The organism is Escherichia sp. E14V7 (assembly GCF_004212225.1).
In the GTDB taxonomy this organism is placed as follows: Bacteria; Pseudomonadota; Gammaproteobacteria; order Enterobacterales; family Enterobacteriaceae; genus Escherichia.
The window spans coordinates 1-12,356 of the sequence record NZ_RHJJ01000006.1 but is presented as its reverse complement, the minus strand read 5'-3'; the positions used below and the strand labels follow the sequence as shown (position 1 = coordinate 12,356).

General features: G+C 51.8%; 9 protein-coding genes. 2 read left to right on the top strand and 7 right to left on the bottom strand.

From position 1 onward, the window contains the following. Positions 1-53 precede the first annotated feature (53 nt). From D9741_RS07015 to metH, 3 genes are read right to left on the bottom strand one after another with little or no spacing between them, the layout of a single operon-like run. On the bottom strand, positions 54-503 hold the full coding sequence (locus tag D9741_RS07015) for a hypothetical protein (RefSeq protein ID WP_130218620.1): 450 nt from the start codon (positions 501-503) through the stop codon (positions 54-56). A 42-nt stretch (positions 504-545) separates the two neighbouring features. After that, positions 546-866, bottom strand: a complete 321-nt coding sequence (locus tag D9741_RS07010) for a hypothetical protein (protein ID WP_024246113.1) — start codon at positions 864-866, stop codon at positions 546-548. A gap of 59 nt (positions 867-925) precedes the next feature. Then, positions 926-4,609: a methionine synthase gene (gene metH, locus D9741_RS07005; protein WP_130218622.1), complete on the bottom strand. Its 3,684-nt coding sequence runs from the start codon at positions 4,607-4,609 to the stop codon at positions 926-928. Positions 4,610-4,808: 199 nt separating this feature from the next. Here metH and iclR point away from each other — a divergent pair, with 199 nt between their 5' ends. Then, complete coding sequence (iclR, locus tag D9741_RS07000; protein ID WP_000226399.1) at positions 4,809-5,633, top strand: glyoxylate bypass operon transcriptional repressor IclR; 825 nt, start codon at positions 4,809-4,811, stop codon at positions 5,631-5,633. A 15-nt stretch (positions 5,634-5,648) separates the two neighbouring features. Here iclR and aceK read toward each other — a convergent pair whose 3' ends face one another. From aceK to metA, 4 genes are all read right to left on the bottom strand, one after another. Next, a complete protein-coding gene (gene aceK, locus D9741_RS06995; RefSeq protein WP_130218624.1) occupies positions 5,649-7,373 on the bottom strand; it encodes a bifunctional isocitrate dehydrogenase kinase/phosphatase in 1,725 nt (574 codons plus the stop codon). Positions 7,374-7,497: 124 nt separating this feature from the next. Beyond that, on the bottom strand, positions 7,498-8,802 hold the full coding sequence (gene aceA / locus D9741_RS06990) for an isocitrate lyase (RefSeq protein ID WP_000857849.1): 1,305 nt from the start codon (positions 8,800-8,802) through the stop codon (positions 7,498-7,500). A 29-nt stretch (positions 8,803-8,831) separates the two neighbouring features. After that, positions 8,832-10,433 carry a malate synthase A gene (gene aceB / locus D9741_RS06985; RefSeq protein WP_130218626.1) on the bottom strand — a complete coding sequence of 534 codons (1,602 nt, stop codon included), beginning with the start codon at positions 10,431-10,433 and terminating at the stop codon, positions 8,832-8,834. Between the two features lie 268 nt (positions 10,434-10,701). Continuing rightward, positions 10,702-11,631 (bottom strand): homoserine O-succinyltransferase, encoded by a 930-nt coding sequence (gene metA, locus D9741_RS06980; RefSeq protein ID WP_130205743.1) that lies wholly within the window; start codon positions 11,629-11,631, stop codon positions 10,702-10,704. 156 nt (positions 11,632-11,787) lie between these two features. Here metA and D9741_RS06975 point away from each other — a divergent pair, with 156 nt between their 5' ends. Continuing rightward, positions 11,788-12,231, top strand: a complete 444-nt coding sequence (locus tag D9741_RS06975; RefSeq protein ID WP_130218628.1) for an acetyltransferase — start codon at positions 11,788-11,790, stop codon at positions 12,229-12,231. Positions 12,232-12,356: the final 125 nt, after the last annotated feature.

Here is a 12,356-nt window from a genome sequence, read left to right as displayed (position 1 = left end):
GCATTTAAAAAGGCATTTATATAAAAATCCACCTGTATCTGTTGCTATTTCTGTCACACTTTCCCCTGTCGTTTACACCAGATAATCGTTGTCACTTTTGTGACCTCTGAGAAGATAAACAACGAAATATTTAAGACCAGATCCTGTGAATGAAAATAATTAAGTAACAACGGTATTACGGAGATTGAACAGCTTACGGTAGCAAAACGCATAAATTCCTGAACTGCCAAAAAAGAGAAACTAAACAATTTTTGTTTTAAAAAAGATTGCGCAGAAAAGAATAAAGAGAACAATAATACTATTTGTAGCGTAACAGTGGCGACTGCATAAGCGTAAAAACCGCCTTCAACACCGATATCCTTAAGTAAGGAAATTGAATGAACGATATCGGAATAAAAAGGGATACGACCATTACCAATCGAGTAGAACAGATAGGTGGCTATCGCGATAACATCCATGACACCCCAAAAGAGAAGAATGTATTTTTTATATTGACGTTGCATAAAGTAAATCCTTTTCACGAAAACAAATATTACCAGGAATTATTATAATTGCGGGCGTTTTTGGATTAACACTCCACCCGTATTTTTTAAACCTCTGTCAGCCATACCTTCACTAAATAAGACATCGATACGCCCTTTACTTTTATCGTGGTACAGAATACTGCATGAGATACACCTTATACCCTCTTTGGATTTACGAAAATCTAACCAATAACGACCATCATAAAATACCCACTCCACACCTGTTTTTATATTAATTATCCAATCATTATAACCTGTTGGTTTTTTTCCTAATAGTTCAGTAACTTCGGACTCTGAACATCCTTCGAAAGCAAAAAAATCTATTTCATCAATTTTTATCATGTTCAATAATCCATTATTTATGACATTAAAAACCGGGGCAAATACCCCGGTGTTATCACTTACTCGGCATCATACCCCAGATTCGGTGCCAGCCAGCGCTCAACTTCGGTAACGCTCATACCTTTACGACGGGCATAGTCTTCGACCTGATCGCGCTGAATCTGCGCCACGGCATAGTACTTGCTGTCCGGATGGCTGAAGTACCAACCCGAAACCGATGCACCGGGCCACATCGCGAAAGATTCCGTGAGTTTCATGCCAGTGTGTTTTTCCACTTCCAGCAGCTCCCAGATGGTGGCTTTTTCCGTATGTTCCGGGCAGGCCGGATAGCCCGGTGCCGGACGGATGCCCTGGTAGTTTTCGCGGATCAGTTCTTCGTTGCTGAGGTTCTCGTTCGGCGCATAGCCCCAGTAGACTTTACGCACACGCTCATGGAGATACTCCGCAAAGGCTTCGGCTAAACGGTCGGCAAGCGCTTTCACCATGATTTTGTTGTAATCATCGTGCTGTGCTTCGAAGGCATTAGCCAGTGCGTCCTCTTCCAGCCCGCCAGTCACGGCAAATGCGCCGATGTAATCTGCTTTACCAGAAAGCTTCGGCGCAACGAAGTCAGCAAGACAGTAGTTAGCGAAGCCCGTTTTTTCGGTCTGTTGACGCAGATGGTGGCTGACGTTGATCACATGTGTACGCGTTTCGTCTCGGTAGATTTCAATGTCATCGCCCACACGGTTTGCCGGGAACAGGCCCACCACGCCACGCGGATTCAGCGTTTTCTCGGCGCTTAATTTATCCAGCATGTCGTTGGCGTCTTTAAACAGCCGCTGCGCCTCTTCGCCTACCACTTCATCTTCCAGAATGCGCGGATACTTCCCGGCCAGCGACCAGGTCATAAAGAACGGCGTCCAGTCGATGTAATTACGCAGCGTTTCGATGCTGGCTTCAACTTCCTGCACACCGAGACGGTGCGCCACCGGCGGCGTGTAAGCCTGCCAGTCAAAAGCGAAATCGTTATCGCGCGCCGCTTCCAGCGTGACCGGTGGTGTGCGCGGTTTCTTGCGCCCGTGTTGAATACGCACGGTTTCGTACTCCTTGCGGGTACGAGCAACGAAATCATCACGCTGAGTGTCGGAAAGCAGCGCCGCCACCACACCAACGGTGCGCGAGGCGTTCTGAACATACACCGTCGGGCCGCTGTAGTTTTGCTCGATTTTCACCGCCGTGTGCGCTTTTGAGGTGGTCGCACCACCAATCAATAGCGGAATGGTGAAGCCCTGACGCTCCATCTCTTTCGCCACGTTGACCATTTCGTCAAGCGACGGCGTGATCAATCCTGAAAGGCCAATCAAATCAGCATTCACTTCTTTGGCGGTACGGAGAATTTTTTCTGCTGGCACCATAACACCGAGATCGACAATTTCGTAGTTGTTGCATTGCAGCACCACGCCAACGATATTTTTACCGATATCGTGGACGTCGCCCTTCACGGTGGCGATCACCATCTTGCCGTTGGTTTTGCCCTGCTCTTTGCTGGCTTCGATAAACGGTTCGAGATACGCCACCGCCTGTTTCATGACGCGCGCCGATTTCACCACCTGCGGCAGGAACATTTTCCCTTCGCCGAACAGATCGCCGACCACGTTCATGCCGTCCATCAGCGGGCCTTCAATCACCTGAATGGGGCGCTCCGCCTGCTGGCGCGCTTCTTCGGTGTCCTGTTCAATAAATTCGGTAATACCTTTGACCAGCGAGTATTCCAGACGTTTATTCACTTCCCACGAGCGCCACTCTGCCTGCTGGGCATTAGCGGTATCGTCGGTTTTGCTGCCGCGATATTTCTCGGCAAGTTCCAGTAAACGCTCGGTGCCATCGTCGCGACGATTGAGGATCACATCTTCCACCGCGTCGCGCAGTTCGGCGGGCAGGTCGTCGTAAATCGCCAGTTGCCCGGCGTTGACGATCCCCATATCCATACCGTTGCGGATAGCGTAGTAGAGGAACACCGCGTGAATAGCTTCGCGCACCGGATCGTTACCACGGAACGAGAACGACACGTTAGATACGCCGCCGGAAATCAGCGCGTGCGGCAGTTCGCGTTTGATGTCTTCACACGCGCCGATAAAGTCCTGCGCGTAGTTGTTGTGCTCTTCAATGCCAGTTGCGACCGCGAAAATGTTCGGGTCAAAGATGATATCTTCCGGCGGGAAGCCGACTTCCTCGGTGAGGATTTTGTACGCCCGACGGCAAATCTCGATTTTCCGTGCGCGGGTATCGGCCTGACCCTGTTCGTCAAAGGCCATTACCACCACCGCTGCACCGTAACGACGCAACAGTTTCGCATGATGGATAAAGGCGTCGACGCCCTCTTTCATTGAGATAGAGTTAACAATGCCTTTGCCCTGAATACACTTCAGCCCCTTTTCGATGACCTCCCATTTTGAGGAGTCGATCATAATCGGCACGCGGGCGATATCCGGTTCACCGGCAATCAGGCTGAGGAAACGCACCATCGCCGCTTCGGCGTCGAGCATCCCTTCATCCATGTTGATATCGATAATCTGCGCGCCGTTTTCCACCTGCTGGCGCGCCACATCCAGCGCCTCGCTGTATTTATCTTCTTTAATCAGGCGTTTGAATTTGGCAGAACCGGTGACGTTAGTCCGCTCACCGACGTTAACAAACAGGCTGTCATCGCCAATGTTCAGCGGCTCCAGACCGGACAAACGGCAGGCTACGGGAATCTCCGGCAGTTTGCGCGGCGCTAATCCTTCTACTGCGCGACTCATTGCCGCAATATGTCGTGGCGTGGTACCGCAGCAACCGCCGACGATATTGAGGAATCCCGCTTCCGCCCATTCGCGGATGTGCTTCGCCATCGTGTCGGCGTCGAGATCGTATTCACCAAAGGCGTTAGGCAGCCCGGCGTTCGGGTGAGCGGTGACGTAGCATTCCGCAATCCGTGACAGCTCCTGCACGTACTGGCGCAGTTCATCTGGCCCCAACGCACAGTTCAGGCCAAAGGTCAGCGCTTCGGCGTGGCGCAATGAGTTGTAAAATGCTTCGGTGGTCTGCCCGGAGAGTGTGCGCCCGGAGGCGTCGGTGATGGTGCCGGAGATCATAATCGGCAGTTCAACGCCCAGCGCTTCGAACTCCGTTTTCACCGCAAAAATCGCCGCTTTGGCGTTGAGGGTGTCGAAAACGGTTTCAATCAGAATCAGATCCGCACCACCTTCGACTAATGCTTTGGTGGATTCTCGATAAGCCGCCACCAGCCCGTCAAAAGTGATATTACGAAATGCCGGATCGTTTACGTCCGGAGATATAGACGCCGTGCGGTTGGTTGGGCCGAGAACACCAGCAACGTAGCGCGGTTTCTCCGGCGTGCGCGCGGTCCACTCATCAGCACAGGCACGCGCCAGTTTCGCTGCCGCAAAGTTGATTTCCGCCGACAGGGATTCCATCTGGTAATCCGCCATCGCAATAGTCGTGGAGTTGAAGGTGTTGGTTTCGATGATATCTGCGCCCGCTTCAAAGTAAGCGTTGTGGATGGCGGAGATCACTTCCGGTTTACTGAGCACCAGCAGGTCGTTGTTGCCTTTGAGATCGCTCGGCCAGTCGGCAAAACGTTCACCGCGAAAATCTGCCTCGTTCAGTCGATAACTCTGGATCATGGTGCCCATACCGCCGTCCAGCACCAGAATACGTTCATTTAACTGCGCACGCAGTTGTTCAACTTTGCTGCTCACACTCGCTCCCGACACGCTCAACCCAGACTGTAAAAAAATTCAACAGACCATACTGGCATAAACGCATCAGTGGTAAAAGCGACCACCACGCAACATGAGATTTGTTCAACATTAACTCATCGGATCAGTGTGGCAACTATTGCATTACACCGTAATAAAAATGAAAATGATTTCCACGATACAGAAAAAGGAGACTGTCATGGTCGCACCCATTCCCGCAAAACGCGGCAGAAAACCCGCCGTTGCCACCGCACCCGCGACTGGACAGGTTCAGTCTTTAACGCGTGGGCTGAAATTACTGGAGTGGATTGCCGAATCCAATGGCAGTGTGGCACTTACGGAACTGGCACAGCAAGCCGGATTACCCAATTCCACGACTCACCGCCTGCTAACCACGATGCAACAGCAGGGTTTCGTGCGTCAGGTCGGTGAACTGGGTCACTGGGCGATCGGCGCACATGCTTTTATGGTCGGCAGCAGCTTTCTCCAGAGCCGTAATTTGTTAGCCATTGTCCATCCTATTCTGCGCAATCTGATGGAAGAGTCTGGCGAAACAGTAAATATGGCGGTGCTGGATCATAGCGATCACGAAGCGATTATTATCGACCAGGTACAGTGTACGCATCTGATGCGTATGTCAGCCCCTATCGGCGGTAAGTTACCCATGCACGCTTCCGGTGCCGGTAAAGCTTTCTTAGCCCAGTTAAGTGAAGAGCAGGTGACGAAGCTGCTGCACCGCAAAGGCTTACATGCCTATACCCACGCGACGCTGGTTTCTCCTGTGCATTTAAAAGAAGACCTCGCGCAGACGCGCAAACGGGGTTATTCATTTGATGATGAAGAACATGCGCTGGGGCTGCGTTGCCTGGCGGCGTGTATTTTCGACGAGCACCGCGAACCGTTTGCCGCGATTTCGATTTCCGGGCCGATTTCACGTATTACCGATGACCGCGTGACCGAGTTTGGCGCGATGGTGATTAAAGCGGCGAAGGAAGTGACGCTGGCGTATGGCGGTATGCGGTGACTTTTCGTCTCTGATTTATACGAATCGCACGCTAAATCGCTGCCTGCGCCGATACGCATAAACATCTTCCACGTGCCCTTCTCGTATGCGGTTTTGTAGCGCGCGCCAGTAATCAGCGCGGAACAGGTCGGCGTGCATCTCTTCAAACAGTGGCCCAATGCGTGGGTCGGCACATAGCCAGTGGCGGAATTCTTCTGGGAAAACATCGCCCGGCGAAACGCTGTACCACGGCTCACTGGCAAGTTCGTCTTCCGGATAGCGCGGCGGTGGGATGTTGCGGAAATTCACTTCCGTCATGTAGCAAATTTCATCGTAATCATAAAACACCACACGCCCATGACGGGTGACACCGAAGTTTTTAAACAGCATGTCGCCAGGGAAAATATTGGCGGCGGCAAGCTGGCGAATGGCATTACCGTACTCCTCAATGGCGTCGCGCAGCTGCTGACCTTCCACTTGTTCCAGCCAGATATTGAGCGGCACCATTCGCCGTTCGATGTAGAGATGGCGAATCACAATCTGTTCGCCGAGATCGGTGATTTTTTCCGGCGCCTCCTGGAGCAGTAATTCCATTAATGCCGGGGAAATATGCCGCTTCGCCAGCACAAAGTTTTCAAACTCCTGGGTGTCCGCCATTCGGCCCACGCGATCGTGCTCTTTAACCAACTGATAGCAGGCGCGGACGTGAGCCGCAGACATCTCTTTCTGCGGCGCGAACTTGTCTTTAATCACTTTGAATACCCGATCAAAGCCCGGCAGCGTGAACACCAGCATCACCATTCCACGAATGCCCGGCGCTTCAATAAATTGCTCATTACAGCCCTGTAGATAAATCAGATATTCACGGTAACTTTCGGTTTTGGCGTGCTTTTGGCAGCCGATAGCCATATACAATTCAGCGGTGGTTTTACCCGGTAGAATTTCCCGTAGCCACTCGACCAGTGCGGCAGGTAGCGGCGCGTAAACCATAAAATAGGAACGCGCGAAGCCAAAGACGATGCTCGCCTCGGCGGTCGTCGTCAGGCAGGTATCAATAAATAACTCGCCATCGTCCGTCTGGTGGATCGGCAGCAAAAAGGGCAATGTGCCGGAAGGCGTTATTAGTTTGCCTACCAGCCAGGCGGCTTTATTGCGGTAAAACAGTTCGTTCGCCACCTGTAAATGGCTTTCGGCGAGGTTATCAGCCCCCACCGTTTCGGTCAGATGGCGAATGATGTAGTTGATATCACGGCTTTTATTCTGCCAGCGCAGGCGCAGCGGCAGATCGCTGATAACACGCATTAGTAGCGATTCCCAGCCGTGATCGGGATAAAAGTCTTTCGCCAGCGGGCGTGGAATGGTACGAAAACGGCGCTCCGGCTGGGAGCTAAAGATAAAAAGCCGCTCGGGAGTAAGCGAGCGGTGGTCAAATAACCGACAGTACACGGAGTTAAAAAAGCTCTCCGCAATCTCGAAGCGCGGATAATCCGGCAACAGCCGGGTGTAATGCTCTTTGACGCGCAGTAAAAATTCCGCGTCCGTGCTTTGGCCGTTAGTGATACAGCGCAGCTGTTCCACCACCAGACCCACGTGATGATCATAAAGATGGATACGGTTTTTCATCGCCTGCTGGACAGCGTGCCAGTCGGCTTGCTCGAAACGCTGCTGCGCCCCGGAAGTCACTTCGAGGAATCGACCATACTGAGCGTCGAAACCTTGCAAAATGGTTTGTGCAATCAGTAATTCCAGGCCACGCGGCATTTGTTGCCCTCGTCGGGAGCAGAGAATTGCCGGATAAGACGCGCAAGCGTCGCATCAGGCGTTGATTGCCGGATGCGACGTGAACGCCTTATCCGGCCTACAGTCAGCAACATTTGTAGGTTGCTTAGAACTGCGATTCTTCGGTGGAGCCGGTCAGCGCGGTAACCGACGACGTGCCGCCCTGAATAATGGTCGTCACTTTATCGAAATAACCTGTACCCACTTCCTGCTGGTGAGAAACGAAGGTGTAGCCATCTTTCGCGGCAGCGAATTCCGGCTGCTGCACTTTCTCAACGTAATGCTTCATGCCCTCGCCCTGCGCATAGGCGTTTGCCAGGTCGAACATGTTGAACCACATGCTGTGGATGCCTGCCAGGGTGATGAACTGGAACTTGTAACCCATATCCGACAGCTGCTGCTGGAAGCTGGCAATAGTTTTGTCGTCGAGGTTTTTCTGCCAGTTGAACGACGGCGAGCAGTTATAAGCCAGCAGTTTGCCCGGATATTTCGCGTGGATGGCTTGTGCAAAGCGACGCGCCAGTTCCAGGTCTGGCGTGGAGGTTTCACACCATACCAGGTCAGCATACGGCGCATACGCCAGGCCGCGGCTGATCGCTTGTTCAATACCTGCATGAGTACGGAAGAAACCTTCGTTGGTGCGTTCGCCGGTAATAAATTCGCTATCATACGGGTCGCAATCGGAGGTAATCAGATCCGCCGCATCGGCATCGGTACGAGCAACCAGTAGGGTTGGAACGCCCGTCACGTCAGCAGCCAGACGCGCCGCGACCAGTTTCTGAATAGCTTCCTGAGTTGGCACCAAAACTTTGCCGCCCATGTGACCGCATTTCTTCACTGACGCCAGCTGATCTTCGAAGTGAACTGCCGCTGCACCGGCTTCAATCATCGCTTTCATCAGTTCAAAGGCATTCAGGACACCGCCAAAACCGGCTTCCGCATCAGCAACAATCGGCAGGAAGTAATCGACATAGCGCGGATCGCCCGGCTCAATGCCTGCAGACCACTGGATCTGATCGGCACGACGGAAGGTGTTGTTGATCCGCTCCACCACAGCTGGCACCGAGTTTGCCGGATAGAGCGACTGATCCGGATACATGCTGGCCGCCAGGTTAGCGTCCGCCGCTACCTGCCAGCCAGACAGGTAGACCGCTTCAATGCCCGCTTTCGCCTGTTGCAGCGCCTGACCGCCAGTCAGTGCACCGAGGCTGTTGATATAGCCTTTTTTCGACTCACCGTGCAGCAGACGCCACATTTTCGCCGCGCCCAGTTGCGCCAGCGTGCATTCCGGATTGACTGAACCACGTAATTTCACCACATCTTCCGCGCTGTACGGGCGAGTAATGCCTTCCCAACGCGGTTGAGTCCACTCTTTCTGTAATTCTTCAATTTGTTGTGTACGGGTTTTCATGTGCAGATGCTCCATAGTTATGTGGTGGTTTACGCTAACAGGCGGTAGCCTGGCAGGGTCAGGAAATCAATTAACTCATCAGAAGTGGTGATCTGTTCCATCAGGCGTGCGGCATCGTCAAAACGCCCCTGGGAGAAACGTTCTTCGCCCAGTTCGCTGGCAATGACTTTCATCTCTTCGCCCAGCATCTGGCGGAACAAGGCTTTGGTCACCGGTTTGCCATTGCTCAACGTTTTTTGATGATGGATCCACTGCCAGATCGAGGTACGGGAAATTTCAGCCGTCGCCGCATCTTCCATCAGGCCATAAATCGGCACGCAGCCGTTGCCGGAGATCCACGCTTCGATGTACTGCACAGCCACACGAATGTTGGCGCGCATACCGTCTTCGGTGCGTTCACCGTCACAAGGTGCCAGCAGTTGATCGGCAGTAATCGGCGCGTCTTGTTCGCGCATCACTTCAAGCTGATTTTTACGGGAGCCGAGAATGTCGTTGAATACCGCCATTGCCGTATCCGCAAGGCCCGGGTGAGCGATCCATGTACCATCGTGACCGTTGTTGGCTTCCAGCGCTTTATCCGCTTTCACTTTGTTGAGAACCTGGTTATTGCGTTCTTCATCTTTGCTCGGAATAAACGCTGCCATGCCGCCCATCGCAAAAGCACCGCGTTTATGGCAGATTTTAATCAACAGGCGTGAGTAAGCATTCAGGAAGGGTTTATCCATCGTCACTGCCTGTCTGTCTGGCAGGACGCGATCGGGATAGTTTTTCAACGTTTTGATATAACTGAAGATGTAATCCCAGCGACCGCAGTTCAGACCAACAATATGGTCACGCAGCGCGTGAAGGATTTCGTCCATCTGGAACACGGCAGGCAGCGTTTCAATCAGCAACGTCGCCTTGATAGTGCCGCGTGGCAGATTAAAGCGATCTTCTGCATAGCTGAAGACTTCGCTCCACCAGGCCGCTTCCTGCCAGGACTGGGTTTTCGGCAGATAGAAATAGGGACCGCTGCCCTTTGCCAACAGTGCCTGATAGTTGTGGAAGAAATAGAGCGCAAAATCAAACAGGCTACCGGGGATTGCCTCACCACGCCAGGTGACATGTTTTTCCGGCAAGTGCAGACCGCGTACCCGGCAAATCAACACCGCGGGATTAGGCTTGAGCTGATAGATTTTGCCTGCTTCATTGGTATAGCTGATGGTGCCGTTAACCGCATCGCGCAGGTTAATTTGCCCGTCGATCACTTTGCTCCAGTCTGGTGCCAGTGAATCTTCAAAATCGGCCATAAAGACTTTCACATTGGCGTTGAGCGCGTTGATCACCATCTTGCGCTCTACGGGTCCGGTAATCTCTACCCGACGATCTTCTAAGTCCGCAGGAATCCCGCGAATTTTCCAGCCAGCATTACGAATGGAAGCCGTTTCCGAAATAAAATCAGGCAACATTCCGTTATCGATATCCTGCTGCTGCTGAATGCGCGCTGCCAGAAGTTTATTGCGTTGTGGCGTAAAATGCGTCACCAGCTCAGTCAGAAATCCTACCGCTTCGGCAGTAAGAATTTGCTTCTCCTGCTCGTCATACGGCCTTGTGAAAACCAGTTCATCGGTTGTTGTTGCCTGTTCAGTCATCGAGTAGCTCCTCGTCATGGATCCGAAAACTTCCCCATTGTGAACGAAGGATCGTTGTGCGCTTTTCGTTCAGCACAACTAAGACTACTCATTTAAAATGCAAAATCAAAAACAATTTCCATTTTAATTAAAAATACTTGATAACTTATTGATAACAATATGAATAAAATTTATTCACCTGCTGAGGTGCGTTTCGGAAATAAAAAAGGCCCCCGAAGGTGCCTGAGGTAAGGTGCTGAATCGCTTAACGATCGACTATCACAGAAGATTAATCCAGCGTAGGATTCATACGGCGTAGATCGTATGGCGTGATCTGGTAGACGTAATAGTTGAGCCAGTTGGTAAACAGCAAATTACCGTGACTACGCCAGCTCGCGCGCGGTTTGTTTTGCGGATCGTTATGCGGAAAATAATTATACGGTACGTCCGGGTTTAGTCCGGCTTCCACATCGCGGAAATATTCCTGCGCCAGCGTTTGCGCATCATATTCGGGATGGCCCGTCACAAAGGCAATTCGCTTATCTTTGCTGGCAAACAGATATGCATCCCCTTCTTCCGTCTCTGCCAGAATTTCCAGATCGGTGTAATCACGAATCAACGCGGCAGGGAAATCGGCATAGCGCGAATGTGGTGCCAGGAATGAATCATCAAAACCACGCGTCAGAAGTGCATGCGGATGGAGAATATGATGCTCGTAAACGCCAGAGAGTTTGTCGGTGCGGGTTTGCTTAGGAATGCCGTAGAGGATATTGAGCGCGGCCTGTACCGCCCAGCAGACAAACAGCGTCGAGGTGACGTGATCTTTCGACCACTCCAGCACCTGTTTGATCTGCGGCCAGTAAGCGACATCATTAAACTCCACCAGACCCAGCGGCGCACCGGTGACTATCAGGCCGTCAAAGTTCTGTTCCTGAATATCTTCAAAGTTGCAGTAGAAGTTGTTTAGATGCTCTGCGGGCGTGTTGCGCGATTCACGGGAATCGATGCGCAACAGCTGAATATCGACCTGTAAAGGCGAGTTTGAAAGCAGGCGTAAGAACTGATTTTCAGTTTCGATCTTCTTCGGCATCAGGTTAAGGATAAGCACCTTTAGCGGACGAATTTCCTGACCAGACGCGCGAGAAGTTGTCATCACAAAAACGTTTTCTTCACGCAAGAAATTGACGGCGGGTAGCTCGTCCGGCACACGAATCGGCATAACCTGATTACCTCACTACATACGCTTATACGTTTAGACATCCAGATAGCTGAAGATAACCAGAAAATTTGCCAATGTCGAGCCTGCATGTTGAAGGTGAGAAAGTTTCAAGGAAAAGGCTACGTTAGAATATAAGAATGACTAAAAGGAGAGAAAATGGTTATTAGTATTCGCCGCTCACGGCATCAGGAAGCGGAGGGACTCGTTGCGATTTGGTGTCGTTCTGTCGATGCCACTCATGATTTTTTATCAGCAGAGTATCGGGCCGAGCTGGAAGAGCTGGTGCATTCCTTTCTGCCGGAAGCACCGTTGTGGGTCGCGGATAATGAGCGGGATCAGCCGGTTGGGTTTATGTTGTTAAATGGGCAGCATATGGATGCGCTGTTTATCGATCCTGATGTGCGCGGCTGCGGCGTGGGTAGGATGCTGGTGAAACATGCGCTCTCAATGGCACCGGAACTGACAACCAACGTTAATGAACAAAATGCACAGGCGGTAGGGTTCTATAAGAAGATGGGCTTTAAGGTTACCGGGCGTTCTGAGGTGGACGATTTGGGGAAACCGTATCCGTTGCTGAATCTGGCGTATGTGGGGGAATAAGCTGCCCCCCTACCGTGCCTGCGTAGGCTGGATAAGACGCGCCAGCGTCGCATCCGGCATTTTTTTTGCACCAACGCAAAAAGGCCATCCGTCAGGATGGCCTTCTGCTTAATTTGATGCCTGGC